Here is an 18,044-nt window from a genome sequence, read left to right on the forward strand (position 1 = left end):
AAATTCGTCGATCGCCCAGGCCCAGTCGTCGGAGTCGGAGGTGGAAGGCAATGGCGTACATCGCGGTGAATGACGGCAAGCAAATTAACACAGGTTTACAGCGGTTTACAACCGCTTTTCCACCTTCGCCCCCCAGATTTGTGGGTAATCCTGAGCACTTGTGGGAGAGGGGCCGGGGGAGAGGGCGGGCGCTGGCCGAAGCCGATGCGTGCCAATCAGCGCAGGCTGATCGTCGTATTCACCCCATCATTCACCGTTGCATCGTCAAACCACCTTGCCGTGACGGTCTTCGTCTGCGTATAGAACTGCACCACTTGCTTGCCATAGGGGCCGAGGTCGCCGAGCTTGGAGCCGCGTGAGCCGGTGAAGCTGAAGTAGGGCACGGGTACCGGGATGGGGATGTTGATGCCGACCTGGCCGACGTCGATCTCGCTCTGGAACTTGCGGGCAGCCGCGCCACTTTGCGTGAATACGCCGGTGCCGTTGCCGAAGGGGTTGCGGTTGACCAGGGCAATGGCTTCGTCCAGCGTGTCGACGCCGATCACTACCAGCACCGGGCCGAAGATTTCCTGGGTGTAGATGGACATCTCGGTGGTGACATCGGCAAACACGGTCGGGCCGATGAAATTGCCTTCGGGGTAGCCGGCTACCTGCACGTTGCGGCCATCGAGCGCCAGCGTGGCGCCTTCGCGTTCGCCGGCTTCGATCAGGCCGAGCACGCGCTGCTTGGCGGCGACGGATACCACCGGGCATACGTCGGTACCGGGCTCGATGCCGGCGCCGACCTTGAGCGTGGCGGCCTTGCGCACCAGTTCGGGCAGCCATTCGCGCGCGGCGCCGACCAGCACGGCTACCGACGTCGCCATGCAGCGCTGGCCGGCGGCGCCGAAGGCCGCGCCGGCCAGCGCGTTGAGCGTGTGCTCGCGGTGCGCGTCGGGCAGCACCACGGCGTGGTTCTTGGCGCCCATCATCGATTGCACGCGCTTGCCGTGCGCGCCGGCGAGGTTGTAGACGTGGGTGCCCACGGCAGTGGAGCCGACGAAGGAAACCGCCTTGATGTCCGGGTGCGTGCACAGCGCGTCCACCACCTCGCGCGCGCCATGGACCACGTTGAGCACGCCGGCGGGCACGCCGGCCTCGATGGCCAGCTTGACCAGTTCCATGGTGGACAGCGGGTCTTGCTCCGATGGCTTGAGCACGAAGGTGTTGCCGCACACGATCGCCATGGGGAACATCCACAGCGGGATCATGGCCGGGAAGTTGAACGGCGTGATGCCGGCGCACACGCCAATCGGCTGCTGCAGGGTGTAGGTGTCGACGGTGGCGGCCACGTTCTCGGCAAAGCCGCCTTGCTGCAGCGTGCCGATCGAGCAGGCGTGTTCCACGACCTCAAGCCCGCGGAAGATGTCGCCTTCGGCGTCGGCCAGGGTCTTGCCTTGCTCGGCGGTGAGGATGGCGGCGATGCGCTTGCTGTGCTCGCGGATCAGCGCCTGGTACTTGAGCATGATGCGCAGGCGCGCGCCCAGCGGCGTGTGGCGCCACGTGGCAAAGGCGCGGTGCGCGGCGCCCACGGCGGCATTGACCTCGGCTGCGGTGGCCAGCGGCACTTGCGCCAGCACCTGCTGGGTGGCCGGATTGACCACGGGGCGGAATTCGGTGGCGGCGGACTCCACCCACTCGCCGTTGATCAACAGCTTGACGGTGGGCACGGCGGCGTTGGGGTTCTGGGCACTCATGGGGTAGTCTCCGTCGGTTCTAAGTGTGGGTGCTGCAAGGCAGGAAAGTGGTCGGGCAAGTGGTCGGGCAATTCGTCGGGCGAGTGGTCGGGCAGCCGGCTCAGAGGGTGCGGGCGATCAGCATGCGCTGGATCTCGCTGGTGCCTTCGTAGATCTGCGTGATGCGGGCGTCGCGGTAATGGCGCTCGACCGGATAGTCTTCCAGGTAGCCGTAGCCGCCATGGATCTGCAGCGCCTTGGAGCACACGCGCTCGGCCAGCTCGGAGGCATAGAGCTTGGCCTGCGAGGCTTCCGACAGGCAGGGCTGGCCGGCCGTGCGCATATGCGCGGCGCGGTGCACCAGCAGGCGTGCCGCGTTGAGCTCGGTGGCCATGTCGGCCAGCATGTTGGCAATAGGCGCATGCTCGCGCAGCGGGCGGCCAAACTGCACGCGCTCGGCGGCGTAGCGGCAGGCGGCTTCAAAGGCCGAGCGGGCGATGCCGAGTGCCTGCGCGGCAATGCCGATGCGCCCGCCCTCCAGGTTCGACAGGGCAATGCGCAGTCCCTCGCCGGGTTCGCCGAGCAGCGCGTCGTGCGGCACGTGGCAGTCGTCCAGCGTGATGGCGCAGGTGTCGGAGGCGCGGATGCCCATCTTGCGCTCGGGCGTGTGCACCGAGAAGCCGGGCGTATCGGTAGGCACCACGAAGGCCGACAGGCCGCGCTTGCCTTGTGCCGGCTCGGTGGCGGCAAACACGATGGCCACGCCGGCGCGCTGGCCGTTGGTGACGAACTGCTTGCTGCCGGACAGCACCCAGCCATTGTCCGTGGCGCGTGCCCGGGTGCGCAGGTTGTGCGCTTCCGAGCCGGCCTGCGGCTCGGTCAGGCAGAACGCGCCGATGATCTCGCCGCTGGCCAGGCGCGGCAGGTAGCGCTCTTTTTGCGCCTGCGTGCCGTAGTGCAGGATCGGGCCGCAGCCCACCGAGTTGTGCACGCTCATCAGGGTGGCGCAGGCAGCGCAGCCGGCGGCGATTTCCTCGATGGCCAGCGCGTAGGCGATGTAGTCGGTATACGTGCCGCCCCATTCCTCGGGCACGATCATGCCGAGCAGCCCTAGCGCGCCCATCTCCGCCACCACCTCGGGCGGCAACTGGCCGGCACGGTCCCACTCGGCGGCGCAGGGCGCCAGCCGCTCGCTGGCGAAGGTGCGAGCGGTGTCGCGGATCATGGCTTGCTGTTCGCTGAATTCGTGGTGCATGGCGGCTCGGGTTGGGCCGGGATTGTCGTTGGGGGCACGCAATCCAGGTGAGGCTGGCGGTCTGGTGGCCCGCACTGGGCGGGAGTGTTGGCAGCAAGTGTAGGAAGACAGGCGGGGCGCTCCTATGCCAGAATCCGCCAACCTTGCTGAACTCGTTTGCCACTGCCGGCAAGCCCGGGCCAGGAAGCCATCCGTTCCAGATCCTTGCCTTTCCATGGAAAAACACAGCGTCGCCATCTGCTTCGTGCATCACGCCATCGCGGGCTTGCGCGCGCGCGGCATCGCGCCGGAGCCGGTGCTGCAGGCGGCGGGCATCGTGCCGGCCCTGCTGGCGGTGCCGCAGGCGCGCGTGTCGGCGGCAAGCTATAGCGCGTTGTGGCTGGAGGTGGCCGCCGCGCTGGACGACGAGTTCTTTGGCCAGGACTCGCGCCGCATGAAGTGCGGCAGCTTTGCCATGCTGTGCCACGCCATTGTCGGCAGCAAGACGCTGGCGCAGGGGCTGGAGAGGGTGGTGCGTTATTTCGGTTTGCTGCTGGACGATATCGGCGTGCGGCTGGAGCGCGAAGGCGTGGGCGGTGAGCCGGGCGCCGGCAAGCGCGGACGGGCCGCCCTGGTGCTGACGGCCACCTCTAGCCAGCCGCCGGGCGTGTTTGCACAGGAGACCATGCTGATCATGCTGCACGGGCTGATGAGCTGGCTGCTGCGCCGGCGGGTGCCCGTGCTGCTGGCGGCGTTCAGCTATCCGGAGCCGGCCTATAGCGCCGAGTACCGCCTGATGTACTCGCGCCACCTGGCGTTCGGCCAGCCGGCCACGGCGCTGGTGTTCGACGCGGCCTGGCTGGACCAGCCGGTGCACCAGGACGAGCGCAGCCTCAAGGCCTTCCTGCGCGACGCACCGCACAACGTGGTGGTGAAATACACCGACCGCACCAGCATCATGGCGCGGGTGCGGCGCCAGTTGCGCTCGCAGCCGCCGGAGCAGTGGCCCACCTTCGACCGCCTGGCGCACGACGTGCATATGTCGTCATCGTCGCTACGGCGCCGGCTGATGGAGGAGGGTGGGACCTACCAGCAACTGAAGGATGAGATGCGGCGCGACCTGGCCATCGAAGCGCTGAGCCATTCCAGCCGTCCGCTGGCGGAAATCGCGGCCGAGCTTGGCTTTGCCGAGCCGGGTGCGTTCCATCGCGCCTTCCGGCGCTGGACCGGGCTGCGGCCCGGGGCGTACCGGGGCACGCCGTTGCAGGCTTAGGACCGCCTTTCCGGCTCAGTCAAAGTTTGCCAGTGGCCAGTTCGGCGGGCACGCCGGCCGCTGCCGGGGCAGGCACGTGCGCCAGCATGCGGTTGCGTCCCGACAGCTTGGCCATGTAGAGCGCCGTATCGGCGCGCGCGGTGAGTTGCGCCAGGCTCTCGCCGGGGTGCCACCGGGCATAGCCGCCGCTCACCGTGTAGCGCACGGTGCCAAACGGGCCGCTGACTCGGCTACCTTCGGCCAGCAGGCGGATGCGCTCGGCGGCAGGGCGGGCCTCTTCCAGCGAATTGGCGGGCAGCAGCACGACGAATTCCTCGCCGCCCATGCGGCCGATGCTATCAGGCGCGCGCAGGCTGGCGGCGGCCAGGCGCGCGAACTCCACCAGCACGGCATCGCCGGCGGCATGGCCGAAGGTGTCGTTGACCGCCTTGAAGTGGTCGATGTCGATGATGAGCAGCACCGGCGGGGGGCCGCCGCGCCCGGCGCGCGCCAGTTCGCGCGCAGCCTCGTTCTCGAACGCCTTGCGCGACATCACGCCGGTCAGGAAATCTGTGTTGGCCACGGCCTCGAGCTGGCGCACCATCGCGTCGTGGATCATCAGCACGGCGCCCATGGTGAGCCCCGGCATAGCCAGCGCGCCGAGCACCAGGAAGGCGGCATTCAATCCGGGCGTGCTCGTCGTGGCCGGATGGTCCATGACCGAGAGCGCGGACAGCACGCCCCGCAATGCATGCGCCGCGGACAGGAAGAAGGCGAATCCGGCGGTGGTCAGGTAATGGCTGGCCGGGCGCGCGCGCGGGCGGTAGCGCACCAGCACGTACCCCGCGCAGGCGCAGAACGTGGCGTGGAATGCCGAGACGATGACCACGCGGGTATTGAAATCATTGAATACATAGCGCCACGTCACGACGCCGGCCACCACGGCGAGGGTGCCGGCGATCATCGCGCGCCAGGGTGGCTGCCGCCCGCAGAAGCGGGCGATGCCCGCATGAAACAATGCCAGCCCCCAAGCCAGCGCGCCGTTGGCCACCACGATCGACAGCACATCCGGGATCCTGTCGCGCAGTGTAATCAGCAGCAGCGCGACCATGGCCGTCAGGTTGGCCTGCCACCACAGCGTCGCGCCCGGCTGGCCGCAGCGCCGCAGCGACCAGACGATCGCCAGCATCATGACGCTAAGGAGCGTCGTGACGGCTAGCAGGGCGAGCGGGTCCGACATCTGCAAATATCCTCCGGTGCAGTGGGTGGGCGCGATGAGACGCGATGCGGCTTGATGAGACGGGTCGGCTCGCCGGGCCTGGCGGCGAAGCTCGGGAGAATACCTCAGTGGCGCTGCCCCCATTCACCTACGCACGTGGGGTGTCGGACATCCGCCTGCCAGAGGCTGGCGCGAGAGGACGCGCCGGGGGGCGGACGGCTAGAATGCTGGGCGGAGCGCTTTGATCGGCGGGGCGCATCAATGCCTGCCTGATCCCTTCATCATTGCCCTAGCCTGGAACACAATGCAACCGATCAGATTCGACCTCGGCGACCTGCAGGCGATGGTCGCCGTGGTGGAGCAAGGCGGCTTCCGCGCCGCCGCCGAGGCACTCAGCCTGTCGCAGCCGGCCCTGTCGCGCCGTATCGACAAACTGGAGCAGGCGCTCAATGTGCGGCTGTTCGAGCGCACCACGCGCCGCGTCACCCTGACCGTGGTGGGCCGGGAGTTTGTCGGCAAGGCGCGCGCGCTGCTGGCGGAGGTGGAATCTTCCCTGATGGGCATCGGCGACGCGGCCGCGACGCGCTCGGGCGAAGTGACGGTTGCCTGCGTGCCGTCGGCGGCGCATTACTTCCTGCCGGCGGTGATCGCGCGCTTTCATGCGCAATTCCCCAACGTCCGCGTCAAGATGGTGGACGAAGGCGCCAACGTCGTCCTGCACAGCGTGGCCAGCGGCGAGGCGGACTTTGGCCTGAACTTCATCGGCACGCAGGAGGCCGACCTGCTGTTCGAGCCCTTGCTGCGCGATCCTTTCGTGCTGGCTTGCCGCCACGATCATCCGCTGGCCCGGCGCCGCTCGGTGAAATGGGCTGAACTTGGCGCCCACACGCTGGTAGCGTTAGCCAAGTCGAGCGGCAACCGGCTGATGCTGGATCTTGCCCTGGCCGAGCTGCCGCTGCGGCCGGCCGCCTTCTACGAGGTGCGCCATGTCAGCAGCGTGCTGGCGCTGGTGGAAGCCGGGCTGGGGGTAGCGGCCGTGCCGCGCCTGGCGCTGCCCGGTGGCGAGCGTGCCACGCTGGTCGCGGTTCCCCTGCGCGATCCCGCCGTATCCCGCACGCTGGGCATCCTGCGCCGCCGTGGGCGTACGCTGCCGGCGCATGCGCAAGCGCTGTACGACATGGTCGGGCAGGCGGTGGCACGGCGCGGCAGGAGCGCGGCCACATCGGCGCAAGGCGGGGGTACTGGCACCGGAATTGATGCGTAAAACCGATCAAAGCCAAGAAATATTGCATTATCGCCGTGCGCGGTGCTTGCATACAATGGTCGGCCTGTGCCGCGGAGACTGAAGCGGGCAGGCCGATTCCCATTTCAATGCCCACAGAGAGCGCATATGACCATGCCGACCATGCCGACCATTGCCGTGCCGTACCCCGTCAAGGCAGCCCGCAAGCTTGTTCCCCCTTCCCGTTTCCCTCGGCAACACAAGCAGCCATGGCTGGCACTTCTGCTGGCCGGCGTGGCCAGCATGGCGCTGGCCGCCGGCAATGCGCTCGCCGACGAGGTCAAGGTCATGAATTCGGGCGGCTTCACCGCAGCCTACAAGGCGCTTGGCCCGGGCTTCGAGAAGGCCACCGGCAATACGCTGTCCACCGCATGGGGCCCCTCGATGGGCAAGTCGCCCGAGGCCATTCCCAACCGGCTCGCGCGCGGCGAGCATGCCGACGTGGTGATCATGGTGGCCTATGCGCTGGATGACCTGATCAAGCAAGGCAAGGTGCTGCCGGACAGCCGGGTCGACCTGGCCGATTCGCGCATCGGCCTGTCGGTGCGCGAGGGCGCGCCCATGCCGGATATCAGCACCGTCGATGCATTCCGCAAGACCCTGCTGGATGCCAAGTCCATCGCCTACTCGGACAGCGCCAGCGGCGTGTATGTCGAGACGGAGATGTTCAAGAAGCTGGGCATCGAGGCGCAGGTCAAGGGCCGAGCCCACAAGATCGAGAAAACGCCGGTTGGCAGAGTGGTGGCGCAGGGCGATTACCAGATCGGGCTGCAGCAGGTCAGCGAGCTGCTACCGGTCAAGGGCGCCAGCTTCGTTGGCAAGATTCCAGAGCCTTTGCAGAAGATCACTACCTTCGCCGCCGGCGTGCCGGTGGGGGCGGAGCATCCGGAGGCCGGGCGCGCGTTGATTCGCTATCTGGCTTCGCCTGCGGCGCGGGGGGAGATCGAACGCAGCGGGATGGATCCGGTCGTGGGGGATACGCGGGGGCAGTGAGTGTGAGAGGCGGGGCGGGCGCTGGTTGCGCGTTCGCCCTGGCGCTTGCCCTGGCAATCGGGAGCAGCGGCGAAGCGGCTCGCGCAGGTCTGCGCCTGCGCGAAGAGACTTCATTCTGAAACGGGTTCTTGGCGCGCCGCGCATCCGGATTCAAAACAATCCGTCTGGATGGTATGATCCGCGTCCATGACCGAAGCACACCGCCGAAAGAAGCAGCCCGACGTGCTGCGCCCGCAGCTATTGCACGCCGCTGCCCAGCTCGCACTCGAATCCGGCCTGCGCGCCGTGACGCTGGATGCGGTGGCGGCGCGTGCCGGCGTCAGCAAGGGTGGCTTGCAGCATCATTTCCGCAACAAGCAGGCGCTGCTGGACGCGCTCTTCGACGATGCGGTCGAGACATTCAACGCCGATGTGGCCGCGTCGATCGCCGGCGACACGCAGGCTGAGGGCCGCGCGGCGCGGGCCTATATGCGAGCGACGTTGCAGGAAGAGCGGAAAGAGGACGCCGCCAGCTATCTGCATCTGCTGCTGGCGTTGATGCTGACCGATGCCGATACGCGCGATCGCTGGGCACCACGCATCGCCGAAATCGCAAGGCCCGATCCGCTGCCCGCTGCGGAAGCGGCGAGGCTGATGATTTGCCGCCTGGCTGCTGACGGGCTGTGGCTCGCCGACCTGCTGGGCAGCCAGTCGATGGAACCCGGGCTGAGGGCCGAGGTCCTGCGCCAGCTGGACCAGATGACGCGGTGCCAGCCGCAATGAACGCACGATCGAACGCTCAATTGAGTACCTCCCTGAATACCCAACTGAATACCCAGCCAAGCGCTCAATTTAGCCCCTGGCAGGACGCCGGCACGCCCGTGCAAGACACACCCGCCACACCCGCCACACCGGGCGCCGACGCAAATTTGCACCGGGCCATCGACGCGGCCCGCGAGGCTCTGCTGAGCCACCAGCAGCGCGACGGCCACTGGTGCTTCGAGCTGGAGTCGGATGCCACCATTACCGCGGAGTACATCCTGATGATGCACTTCGTGGACGAAATCGATGCCGACTTGCAGGCGGCGATGGCCGTCTACCTGCGAAGCATCCAGCGGCAAGACCGTCATGGTGGCTGGGACCAGTACCACGGCGGTGCGCTCGATGTGTCATGCAGCGTCAAGGCCTACTTCGCGCTGAAGGCGGCCGGCGACGACCCTGATGCCCCGCACATGGCCCAGGCCCGCCGCGCCATCCTGGCGCAGGGCGGGGCCGCCAAGTCCAATGTTTTCACCCGCATCCTCCTGGCCACGTTCGGGCAGGTGCCTTGGCGCGCCACGCCCTTCGTGCCGGTCGAGCTCATGCTGTTCCCACGCTGGGCGCCGGTGCATCTGGACAAGATGGCCTACTGGGCGCGCTCCACGCTGGTGCCGCTGACGGTGCTGTGCTCGTTGCGGGCCAAGGCCGCCAATCCGCACGGTGTCGGGGTCAGCGAGCTGTTCGTCACGCCACCCGAGCGCGAGCGGCACTATTTCTCCCGCGAGGGCCTGATGCGCAAGGCTTTCCTGGTGGCAGACAAGCTGGCACGCGCGATCGAGCCGCTGATTCCCGCTGCGGTGCGCCGGCGGGCGATCGCCCAGGCGCAAGCCTGGTGCGTGGAGCGGATGAACGGCGAAGATGGCCTGGGCGGTATCTTTCCGCCGATGGTGTACTGGTACGAGATGATGACGCTGCTTGGCGTGCCGAAGACCGATCCGGCACGCGCTACCTGCCTGGCCGCGATCCGCAAGCTCGTGGTGCGCCGCGCCGACGGCTCGGCCTATTGCCAGCCCTGTCTGTCACCGGTGTGGGATACCGCCTGGAGCATCATGGCCTTGCAGCACGCCGGCACCGACGCGCGCACACAGCAGGCGGTGCAGCGCGCCTACGACTGGCTGGAAGCGCGGCAGGTGCGAGACCTGCGCGGCGATTGGGGCAAGCACGTGCCGGCGTCGGTGCAGCCCGGCGGCTGGGCGTTCCAGTACGCCAATGCCTATTACCCGGACATCGACGACAGTGCTGTGGTAGCGGCCATGCTGGCCGTGCAAGCGCGCCGAATCGGCCAGCCCGAGCGCTACCAGGACGCGGTCGCGAGCGCCGTGAAATGGATGGTGGGCCTGCAATCGCGCAACGGCGGCTTTGGCGCCTTCGATGCCAATTGCGATCGCGAGTACCTGAACCGCATCCCCTTCGCCGACCATGGCGCCCTGCTGGATCCGCCCACCGAGGACGTTTCCGGGCGTGTGCTGCTATGCATCGGCCTGAGCGGAAACCGCGAAACGCACGCCGCCGCCGTCGAGCGCTGCGTGGCCTACCTGCGCCGCGCGCAGCGCGCCGACGGCGCCTGGTGGGGACGCTGGGGCAGCAACTATATCTATGGCACCTGGAGTGTGCTGGCGGGCCTGGCGCTGGTGGGCGAGGACGTGCGCCAGCCCTATATCCGCAAGGCAGTCGACTGGCTCCTACGCTGCCAGCACGCTGACGGCGGATGGGGCGAGACCAACGATAGCTACTTCGATGACTCGCTGGCCGGCACCAATGAAGGCGAGAGCACGCCCAACTGCACCGCCTGGGCGCTGCTGGCCCTCTTCGCCGTGGGCGAGGTGGATACGCCCGCGGTGCGCAGGGGCATTGCTTACCTGCTGGACTGCCAGGCTGGCAGCGGACTTTGGCAGCATCCGTCGCACAATGCGCCGGGCTTCCCCCGCATCTACTACCTGAAGTACCACGGCTATACCGCCTACTTTCCGCTATGGGCGCTGACGCGCTACCGTCAGCTGGCAAGGCGCCCGGTGGAGAAGTAGGTGCCGAGGCGCCCCGAGGCGCCCCGAGGCGCCCCGAGGTGCCTCACAAGGCCCTCCGGTCAGTCACGCATCGCCGGCATGGCGTTGCCCGTCAGCAGTACCGCCGCTTGCTCGCCATACGCCACCACGTAACCGCCGTTGGACGCTTGCCATGCCTGGGCGCCTTGCCGGTCGGCGAACCAGAGTTGCTGGTAGTCGCCGAACTGTCCAAGGTCGAGGCGGTAGCGGTCCAGTACCCTGGCGGGCCGGCCGTCGATGTCGCGTTTGCATGCGGACCAGCTGGTGTAGCCCAGTTCGGCCGCCAGCAGTTGCAGGCAGTGCTTGAGCTGCAGGGTGTGGCGCAGCCGGTAGAGTTCCGCGACGCTCTCCGTACGTACCTGCGTGCGTACCTGCGCGCGGTGGATGCGCCGGATTACCGGTAGCGCCTGCATGGCTTGTTCGGCGTGGAGCTGGCGCAGCAGCCTGCGTGCATGGCGGCGCAGGAAATCGCTATTGGGGGGGCGAGCTGGCGTGTTGAGTGTCGTGAGCCACATGTCATGTCCTTTGCAATGCCGTTTCCCGCGGCGGCAAAAAAGGTCAACGGTGTGGTTCTTGCAACGAACTGGCGGTGCCGGGCTGGATCGCTCGGCACCGTACGGTACGGGCGGGCAGGTGCGCTGGCTTTTGCGGGAGCGGGCGCCCTGCCGGCGCCCGGACCAGATTATATGCCAACGGCGGGTGCGCTTGGCAAGCGTTGCCGGTTTCAGGCTGCGCGTTCCCTTTGGCCGGATGCCAGGCAGCTAAGCTGCCTGCGCCTCGATTTCGGCCGTTAGTCCGAGTTCCTCCGCCAGCCGTGCCGCCAGCGCTGCGGCCTGGTTGCGCACGTCGATGATGGTGCCGGACTCCCACAGCGCCCCGCGCAGCGGCGCGCCCAGTGCGCTGAGGCCCGGCACGAGGCGGCCGCCGCGATCGAATACGCGGCCGTGCGCATCGCCGTCCAGGCCGGATCCGGCTGCCGCTGGCCGGACCAGGCCGCGCGCCAGCAGGCTGCGCACCAGCGGCCGGGTGTTGCCGGCGTGCCAGCCGTATTCCGCGCCGGTGCAGTTGATGGCGGCGTCCACCGTGGCCGGGGCTTGCAGTTCGCGGGAGAGGTGCAGAGCTACGCGGACGTGTTTCTCCGCTTTGCCTGTGGGGCCGCGTTGCCAGCCGGTGGCGTCATTCACTTCATTCTTGCTGGCCACGGCATCGAGCGCGGTGACGCGGGCGGCGTGCACATGCAGGCGGCCCTGCGCACGCACGGCCTCGAAGACCGCGTGCGTGGGCGGTGCCGCGCGATGCAGCAGGTTGTCCCAGAAGGGGCGCACATGACGCAGGAAGCGTTGGCGCTCCGGCACGCTGGCGGCTGCCCACAGCGGGCCGATGTAGGTGCGCAGCGCGGGCGGCACGCTCTGCCAGTCGAGGCCCCGGGCGGCCAGCTTGTCGCACTGCTGGCGCACCCAGCGGACCACGCCGCGGGCGGTGGGCGCGGCCAGCGCTTCGGGCCCGGCGGCGGCGAGGAAGTCATCGCAGGGGCCGGTGTTGCGGCGCAGCCAGGGCACCAGCGCGCGCCGTGAGAACGCGTGGTAGGTGCCGGTGAAGCCGTGCCGTTCCAGCGTGGCAACCACGTCGAGCATGGTCAGGCTGGTGCCGATCAAGGCGATGTCGCGCGCGCTGGCGAGCCGGGCGAGTGCATCGGGTTGCCAGGGATCCGGGATGTAGCGGCCGACGGCCTCCAGCGTGTCGTCTTGTGCCAGCGCTGGCCGTGCCTGCTGCACGCCGGTGGCCAGCACGATGTGGTCGGCGTCCCATGCGCGGCCGTCGGCGCCGCGCACGCGGTGCGGCACGCCGATGGTCACGTCGGTGATTTCCGTACGCACGTGCTCCAGTGTGGCGCGTCCGGCGGCGCCGGCCAGGGCGCGCGCCAGGGTGTCTCGCAGGTAGTCGCCATAGACGCTGCGCGCAGCGAAGGCATTGTCGGCCTCGGCGGCGCTGGCATGCCCGTGGCGCACCAGCCATTGCGCGAAGTCCTCCAGCGCTTCGGGATACAGGCTGAAGTTCAGCGCGGGCCCGTTCAGGTAGTGGGCCGGGTCTTGCGTGCTGTAGGCCAGGCCGCGCCCCGGCTCGGCGCGTGGCTCGAACAGGTGGATAGCAAGTGGGGCGCTACTGTCGCGCAGCAGGCGGATGGCGGTCAGGGTGCCGGCCATGCCGCCGCCGACGATGGCGATGCGGCGCGGCTGGGAGTCGGGTCGGGTCATGATGGCCTCAGGCTTGGCTGCCGGACGGCGTGGCTGCCGCGGCATGGGTTGCGATGTCGGCCGCCGCGCGCAGGGCCTGCGCGCCGGCGCCGGCCAGGATCGCGTCGTTCTGCGGCGTGTGGATGCGGCTGCAGAGCACGTTGCGGTAGTGGCGCTCAAGCGGGTTGCCGCGCGACAGGGCGGGGTTGCCGGCGTGCCTGAGCGCGAGCTCCACGGCGGCGATGGCGTTGTCGGTCACGTTGAGCTTGAGCAGGTTGCTGTCGCTCGCGCTGGCCGGCACGCTGGCATCGGCGTCCGCGCTGAAGCGCTCCAGCAGGACGCGGTTGGCCAGCAGCCAGCCGTCGATGCGGCCCACCGCTTCCTGGAAGCGCGGCAAGGTGGCCAGCGGCGCGCCCAGGCTGCCGGGGGCGCGCAGGTTGAGCCATGCCACGAACCAGTCGCGGGCGCTGCGCGCCACGGCGTCGTAGAGCGTGCCGAGCAGGGTCGATGTCCACACGGCCCAGGCCGGGTCGTAGCGCTCGCCCCAGGCGGCGGGCAGGCGCAGGTCGACCGCGTAGGCGGCGGGCAGCGGCGTGTTATCGAAGATCACGTCGTGGCTGCCGGTGGCGCGCATGCCGAGGTGATCCCAGGTGGGCACCACGCTGATGCCGGGCGCGTCGCGCGGCACCAGGAACACGCCGGTGCGCGGGACCGGCTCGTCGGTGCGCCCCCACACGGCCAGCCAGCTCAGGGCCGGGATGCCGGTGGAGTAGATCTTGTGGCCGGACAACAGCCAGCCCTCGCCATGCCGGCGCGCCACCGTGGCCGGCAGGCCGCCGCGCGCGGGAGACCCCAGTTCGGGCTCCACGCGCAGCGAGTTGATCAGCGCGCCTTGCTCCACCGCGCTGCGCTGCACCTGCTCCCGCACGGGCGCCGGCCATCGCGTGTCTTGCGCCAGGTTGCGGTGTCCAAGGATCTGCATCACCAGCACCAGCGCGGTAGACGGATCTCCGGCGGCAACGTGATGGACGATGCGGCGGGCGTCGGCTAGTCCCGCCCCGGCACCGCCAAGCGCGCGCGGCACGGTCAGGGCGAGCAGGCCAAGCTGGTGGAGCTCGGCGATGTTCTCGAAGGCGAAGCTGCCATCGCGGTCATGGGCGGCGGCGCGCGCGGCAAAGCGTTCGGACAACGCATGCAGTGCTTCGTCGGAGGGAAGCGTGGGCGTTGCGCGGGCCGCGCCGGGCGGTGGCGGGGCCGGCTCGGCAGGCTCCGCCGAGGCAAAGCCGCTCTCGCGATGCCACTGGGAAATCCGCTGCCGGCTGGTGGTGCCGGTGGACTGCAAGCTCATGGTTGCTCCTGTCGTGTGCTTGTGCTGTTTTGTCTTTGGTTATGCGTGGCGGGTGCTTAGTGGCAAATCAGCCCGCTTTCCACCAGCATCATGTTGAAAGCGGCGTCGCCTGCGGCCGCGTCGCGCAGCCGCGCAAGGCGCCCGTCGCGCTGCCAGCGCGCCAGCCATTGCGCCAGGTAGCGCGCGGATTGCGCGTCTGGCTGGCGCAGCGCCAGCGCCGCGCCCTCGCCGTCGAGCACCAGCGGCGCCGCGGTAAAGAAACGCCATTCGGGCAAGCGCATCACCCGGGCGACCAGCGTGGCGTCTTCCGCCACCGCCGCGCACTCGCCGCGGCGGAATGCCAGCAACGCCTGCAGCGGCGAGGGATAGCTGCGCAGCGCGGCGCCGGCGCGCACCAGCGCGGGTTGAAAAGGGCTGCCCGCGCTCACGCAGGCCGTCTTGCCGTTGAGGGCTTGGAGCCGGCTGACCGGCGTGTAGCGCAGCGTCAGCAGGGTGCCGCGCGGCGTGGCCGGTGCCGGCACGGCAGCCGCGCGCGGCTGTCCGCCGTCCTGCGGCGCGCCGAAGGCGAGGTCGACATCCGCGTTGGCGCTCTTGCCGAAGCCCGCAACAGGCAGATGACGCAGCCTCACCGGCACGCCCAGTGCGCGGCCGAGCTCGGCGGCCAGCGCGGCCTCGCCCGGGTCGGGCTCCGCGACCAGGGGCTGGCCCGGTGGCGTGGGGCGCGGATAGGCGTGCACGCCCACCACCAGCTCGCCGCGCGCCCGAGCCTGCAGGAGCAGCGGGCCGGGCTCGGCCGGTTGGGCTTGCCAGGGTGCCCCCGTGAACAGCCAAAGCGGCACGGCCATGGCGCTGGCGGCCAGCGCCATGGCGCCTGCCGCGCGCCGCGCAGCACGCAGCGCTGCCGGCGGTATGCGGGGCAGGGCGCGCGCTGGATCGCGCGCTTGCACCGCATGCGGGCCCAGCCACCCTCTGCCGTTCAGATGCCAGAGCTCATCGGGCATGGTTTACCATCCCTGGCCCAGCCCCAGCAGGCCCAGGATCTCGCGGCGCAGCCGGATCAGCTCGGGATCGTCGCGGTGGCGCGGGTAATCGCGATCGATCTTGATTTCCGCCGTGATGCGGGCGGGGCGTTCGCTGAACACGATCACGCGGGTTGCCAGCAGCAGCGCTTCTTCCACGTCGTGGGTGACCAGCAGCGCGGTAAAGCGCGAGCGCTGCCACAGCGAAACCAGTTCGCCTTGCATGCTCAGGCGTGTGAGGGAATCGAGCTTGCCCAGCGGTTCGTCGAGGATCAGCAAGCGCGGCTCGTTGACCAGCGCACGCGCCAGCGCGGCGCGTTGCGCCATGCCGCCGGACAACTGGCGCGGATAGGCCCGCGCGAACTCGGTCAGGCCGACGCGCGCCAGCGCATCGTCCACGCGCTCGCGCTGGCTGCCGAGCAAGCCGCGAGCCTCCAGGCCCAGCGCGGCGTTGTCCCATACGGTGCGCCACGGATACAGCGTCGGGTCCTGGAACACCACCACCCGGCTGGGGTCCGGCCCGCTGATTGGCACGCCATCCACTGCCAGCGTGCCGCGCCGCGGCGGCTCCAGCCCGGCAACGAGCCGCAGCAGGGTGGACTTGCCGCAGCCGCTGGGCCCGAGCAGGGCCACGAATTCGCCCGGATCGGCCGTCAGGCTGACGCGGCTGAGCACCGGCAACACCTGGTCGCGCAGCGTGAAATGGTGGCTCACCTGGTCGATCGCCAGGCGCACGCCGTTGCTGGCGCTGGCCCTGCCGGTAGCGGCTTGCGCAGGTTGGGCCTGGGCGGGTTTGTCGAGCACGGCGCTTACCATTTGACCACTCCTTTTTGCCATGCCAGCAGGCGATCCCGCGAGCGGAACAGCAGCGTGATGAGCCCCGAGAAGATGATCGCCATGACCAGCAGCGCGCCGTACATGCTGGCGTAGGCGGCCCAGCCCTGGGCCCATTGCAGATACCAGCCCAGCCCGGACTTGACGCCCAGCATCTCGGCCACCACCAGCACCGAGAACGACGCGCCAAGGCCCATGAACAAGCCAACGAACACGCTGGGCAGCGCCGCGGGCACCGCCACCTTGAGCACCAGGAAACGCTCCTTGGCGCCGAGCGTGCGCGCCACGTCGTAGTACGCCGGGTCGACCGCCGCCACGCCGGACCAGGTCAGTACCGTGACCGGGAACCACGTGGCCAGCGCCACCAGGAAGGTGGCGGCGCTGGCGCTGCTGGGAAAGGCGAAGAACACGATCGGCAGCCAGGCCGTGGCCGGCAGCGGGCCCAACAGGCGCAGCACTGGATGGACCCAGTAGCCCGCGCGGGTCGACCAGCCGATGGACACGCCGGTCAGGAAGCCCGCCAGCGCGCCCAGCAGGTAGCCGGTGGCCAGCAGGCGCAACGAATGCGCCACCGCCTCTGCCAGCCGCGCATAGTCCTCGACAAAGACTTCGACAAGCGCCTGCGGTGGCGCGAAGAACGGGCGCGGCAACAGCCCGAGCTTGGCGGTCACCACTTCCCAGATGAAGGTCAGCACCGCCAGCACCAGCAGCCATGGCCCGGCGCGGCGCAACGAGGCGCCAATGCCGCCCAGCCGGTGCTGCACGAAGGCCAGCACCAGCAGCACCGCGGCAATGCCCGCGAACAGCGAGGCGGTCTCATGGGTCAGCGGCCAGTCCTCCGGCTCCGGCCAGAACTTGACGATGGCCGCCACGCTCAGCCAGGCCGCCGCGGCCAGCGCGCCACCCAGCCAGACGCGCGGCACGGCGGGCGCGGGCACGGCCAGGAAATCATCGTGCGCATCCTGCAAGCCATGCGCGCCGTGTTGCCCTTCAGCCGAGAACGTTGGCATAGATGCGCTCCGCGAATTTGTTGGAATCGGTGCCCGGCCGGATGACCGACACCAGCTTGAGCTCGTCCGTGTACTGCGCCAGTTCCTTCTTCAGGTCCGCGCCGACCGGATGGTGGCCATGGGTGTGGCTCTTGAGCATGGCCACCACATCGGCCTGCGGTACCTTGGCGAACTCGGCGAAATGCCGGGCGGTTTCTTCCGGGTGGGCTACCGTCCAGTCCTGCGCCTGCAGCACGGCGTGCGTGAGCGCGGCGGCGGCCGGCTTGTCCTCGCGCAGCAGGCTGCCGCGGATCCCCAGCACGCAGCAGGAGCGGTTGGCGTATTCATCCGACAGGTTGGTGGCCACCTCGACCAGGCTGCGTTCCTTGCGCAGCAGGTAGGTGCGCGGATCGCCATCGGCGGCGGCCTGGGCCTCGCCTTTTTCCAGCGCGATGCCGAGCAGGTCCGCCGGGTACTGGCGCCACTGCACGTCGCGCACCGGGTCGATGCCGCGCTTGGCCAGCAGGATGGAGAAGAAATTCTTGGCCGGGCTGGCCATGTCGCTGACCGCCACCGTCTTGCCCTTGAGGCTCTTCAGGTCGGTCACGCCGGAATTGCGCAGGGTGAGCAGCCGCATGCAGCCGCCGTGGGTGGCGGCGGTCAGCTTCACGTCAAAACCCTGCTCCAGCGGCTTGAGCCAGCGCAGCGCCATGCCCACGCCCGCGTCGGCCTTCTTGGTGGCGATGGCTTCCAGCAACTGGTCGGTGGAGCCGCCGAAGTTGATCAGCTCCACCTCCAGCCCATGGTTGCGGAAGATGCCTTCCTTCACCGCGGCGGCGACCGGCGCCAGGCACACGCCGCTGGCGTTCCAGGCCAGCTTGATCGGCTTGAGCTGCCCGGCGGCGCTGGCCCGGGACGTCCAGACAAAGGGCGCGATGCCGCTGGCCACGGCCAGCGTGCCGGCTGCCTGTAGCCAGCCGCGGCGGCTCAGGGCGGTGGTGCTGCGCGGGTTGTCCGCGGACGCGGGACGGTGGTCGGCCAACGGTTGCTCTGGCTCTTGATGCATGACACTCCTCGTTAGGCAG

At 69.2% G+C, this 18,044-nt stretch carries 15 protein-coding genes; 5 read left to right on the forward strand and 10 right to left on the reverse strand.

Annotated features, from left to right (window positions below):
- Positions 1 to 215: 215 nt before the first annotated feature.
- The gene (locus AB4061_RS25540) at positions 216 to 1,736 is read right to left on the reverse strand and encodes a CoA-acylating methylmalonate-semialdehyde dehydrogenase (RefSeq protein WP_441638747.1); all 1,521 of its coding nucleotides are present in this window, start codon (positions 1,734 to 1,736) and stop codon (positions 216 to 218) included.
- Between the two features lie 100 nt (positions 1,737 to 1,836).
- Positions 1,837 to 2,970, reverse strand: a complete 1,134-nt coding sequence (locus AB4061_RS25545) for an acyl-CoA dehydrogenase family protein (RefSeq protein ID WP_441638749.1) — start codon at positions 2,968 to 2,970, stop codon at positions 1,837 to 1,839.
- Positions 2,971 to 3,184: 214 nt separating this feature from the next.
- On the opposite strand from AB4061_RS25545, the gene AB4061_RS25550 reads away from it, so the two are divergent.
- Positions 3,185 to 4,222 carry an AraC family transcriptional regulator gene (locus AB4061_RS25550; RefSeq protein WP_441638751.1) on the forward strand — a complete coding sequence of 346 codons (1,038 nt, stop codon included), beginning with the start codon at positions 3,185 to 3,187 and terminating at the stop codon, positions 4,220 to 4,222.
- Positions 4,223 to 4,241: 19 nt separating this feature from the next.
- On the opposite strand, the gene AB4061_RS25555 is transcribed toward AB4061_RS25550, so the two are convergent.
- On the reverse strand, positions 4,242 to 5,441 hold the full coding sequence (locus AB4061_RS25555; RefSeq protein WP_441638753.1) for a GGDEF domain-containing protein: 1,200 nt from the start codon (positions 5,439 to 5,441) through the stop codon (positions 4,242 to 4,244).
- 283 nt (positions 5,442 to 5,724) lie between these two features.
- Between AB4061_RS25555 and AB4061_RS25560 the strand changes: the two genes are divergently transcribed.
- The 4 genes from AB4061_RS25560 (at position 5,725) to shc (ending at position 10,517) form a co-directional block, all read left to right on the forward strand.
- Positions 5,725 to 6,684 (forward strand): LysR substrate-binding domain-containing protein, encoded by a 960-nt coding sequence (locus AB4061_RS25560; protein ID WP_441638755.1) that lies wholly within the window; start codon positions 5,725 to 5,727, stop codon positions 6,682 to 6,684.
- A gap of 261 nt (positions 6,685 to 6,945) precedes the next feature.
- Positions 6,946 to 7,695, forward strand: a complete 750-nt coding sequence (locus tag AB4061_RS25565; protein WP_441638989.1) for a substrate-binding domain-containing protein — start codon at positions 6,946 to 6,948, stop codon at positions 7,693 to 7,695.
- Between the two features lie 186 nt (positions 7,696 to 7,881).
- A complete protein-coding gene (locus tag AB4061_RS25570) occupies positions 7,882 to 8,457 on the forward strand; it encodes a TetR/AcrR family transcriptional regulator (protein WP_441638757.1) in 576 nt (191 codons plus the stop codon).
- 98 nt (positions 8,458 to 8,555) lie between these two features.
- Positions 8,556 to 10,517, forward strand: coding sequence for a squalene--hopene cyclase (gene shc / locus AB4061_RS25575; RefSeq protein WP_441638991.1), 1,962 nt, complete (start codon positions 8,556 to 8,558; stop codon positions 10,515 to 10,517).
- A gap of 59 nt (positions 10,518 to 10,576) precedes the next feature.
- Here shc and AB4061_RS25580 read toward each other — a convergent pair whose 3' ends face one another.
- The 7 genes from AB4061_RS25580 to AB4061_RS25610 form a co-directional block, all read right to left on the reverse strand.
- On the reverse strand, positions 10,577 to 11,050 hold the full coding sequence (locus tag AB4061_RS25580; protein ID WP_441638759.1) for a hypothetical protein: 474 nt from the start codon (positions 11,048 to 11,050) through the stop codon (positions 10,577 to 10,579).
- Positions 11,051 to 11,296: 246 nt separating this feature from the next.
- Positions 11,297 to 12,790 carry an FAD/NAD(P)-binding protein gene (locus AB4061_RS25585; RefSeq protein WP_441638761.1) on the reverse strand — a complete coding sequence of 498 codons (1,494 nt, stop codon included), beginning with the start codon at positions 12,788 to 12,790 and terminating at the stop codon, positions 11,297 to 11,299.
- Between the two features lie 7 nt (positions 12,791 to 12,797).
- A complete protein-coding gene (locus AB4061_RS25590) occupies positions 12,798 to 14,117 on the reverse strand; it encodes an acyl-CoA dehydrogenase family protein (RefSeq protein WP_441638763.1) in 1,320 nt (439 codons plus the stop codon).
- Positions 14,118 to 14,173: 56 nt separating this feature from the next.
- Positions 14,174 to 15,118: a substrate-binding periplasmic protein gene (locus AB4061_RS25595; protein ID WP_441638765.1), complete on the reverse strand. Its 945-nt coding sequence runs from the start codon at positions 15,116 to 15,118 to the stop codon at positions 14,174 to 14,176.
- Between the two features lie 3 nt (positions 15,119 to 15,121).
- The gene (locus AB4061_RS25600; RefSeq protein WP_441638767.1) at positions 15,122 to 15,952 is read right to left on the reverse strand and encodes an ABC transporter ATP-binding protein; all 831 of its coding nucleotides are present in this window, start codon (positions 15,950 to 15,952) and stop codon (positions 15,122 to 15,124) included.
- Positions 15,946 to 16,980, reverse strand: a complete 1,035-nt coding sequence (locus tag AB4061_RS25605) for an ABC transporter permease (RefSeq protein WP_441638769.1) — start codon at positions 16,978 to 16,980, stop codon at positions 15,946 to 15,948. The genes AB4061_RS25600 and AB4061_RS25605 overlap by 7 nt, the downstream gene beginning before the upstream one ends.
- Positions 16,961 to 18,025, reverse strand: coding sequence for an ABC transporter substrate-binding protein (locus tag AB4061_RS25610; protein WP_441638771.1), 1,065 nt, complete (start codon positions 18,023 to 18,025; stop codon positions 16,961 to 16,963). Before AB4061_RS25610 ends, AB4061_RS25605 begins: the two co-directional genes overlap by 20 nt.
- Positions 18,026 to 18,044 lie beyond the last annotated feature (19 nt).

This window comes from Cupriavidus sp. YAF13, assembly GCF_052113425.1.
Lineage (GTDB): Bacteria > Pseudomonadota > Gammaproteobacteria > Burkholderiales > Burkholderiaceae > Cupriavidus.

Bases quoted from the DNA above. Each gene is read 5' to 3' on its own strand.
- AB4061_RS25540 (WP_441638747.1), bottom strand. From the start codon at position 1,736: ATGAGTGCCCAGAACCCCAACGCCGCCGTGCCCACCGTCAAGCTGTTG.
- AB4061_RS25545 (WP_441638749.1), bottom strand. From the start codon at position 2,970: ATGCACCACGAATTCAGCGAACAGCAAGCCATGATCCGCGACACCGCT.
- AB4061_RS25550 (WP_441638751.1), top strand. From the start codon at position 3,185: ATGGAAAAACACAGCGTCGCCATCTGCTTCGTGCATCACGCCATCGCG.
- AB4061_RS25555 (WP_441638753.1), bottom strand. From the start codon at position 5,441: ATGTCGGACCCGCTCGCCCTGCTAGCCGTCACGACGCTCCTTAGCGTC.
- AB4061_RS25560 (WP_441638755.1), top strand. From the start codon at position 5,725: ATGCAACCGATCAGATTCGACCTCGGCGACCTGCAGGCGATGGTCGCC.
- AB4061_RS25565 (WP_441638989.1), top strand. From the start codon at position 6,946: ATGGCGCTGGCCGCCGGCAATGCGCTCGCCGACGAGGTCAAGGTCATG.
- AB4061_RS25570 (WP_441638757.1), top strand. From the start codon at position 7,882: ATGACCGAAGCACACCGCCGAAAGAAGCAGCCCGACGTGCTGCGCCCG.
- AB4061_RS25580 (WP_441638759.1), bottom strand. From the start codon at position 11,050: ATGTGGCTCACGACACTCAACACGCCAGCTCGCCCCCCCAATAGCGAT.
- AB4061_RS25585 (WP_441638761.1), bottom strand. From the start codon at position 12,790: ATGACCCGACCCGACTCCCAGCCGCGCCGCATCGCCATCGTCGGCGGC.
- AB4061_RS25590 (WP_441638763.1), bottom strand. From the start codon at position 14,117: ATGAGCTTGCAGTCCACCGGCACCACCAGCCGGCAGCGGATTTCCCAG.
- AB4061_RS25595 (WP_441638765.1), bottom strand. From the start codon at position 15,118: ATGCCCGATGAGCTCTGGCATCTGAACGGCAGAGGGTGGCTGGGCCCG.
- AB4061_RS25600 (WP_441638767.1), bottom strand. From the start codon at position 15,952: ATGGTAAGCGCCGTGCTCGACAAACCCGCCCAGGCCCAACCTGCGCAA.
- AB4061_RS25605 (WP_441638769.1), bottom strand. From the start codon at position 16,980: ATGCCAACGTTCTCGGCTGAAGGGCAACACGGCGCGCATGGCTTGCAG.
- AB4061_RS25610 (WP_441638771.1), bottom strand. From the start codon at position 18,025: ATGCATCAAGAGCCAGAGCAACCGTTGGCCGACCACCGTCCCGCGTCC.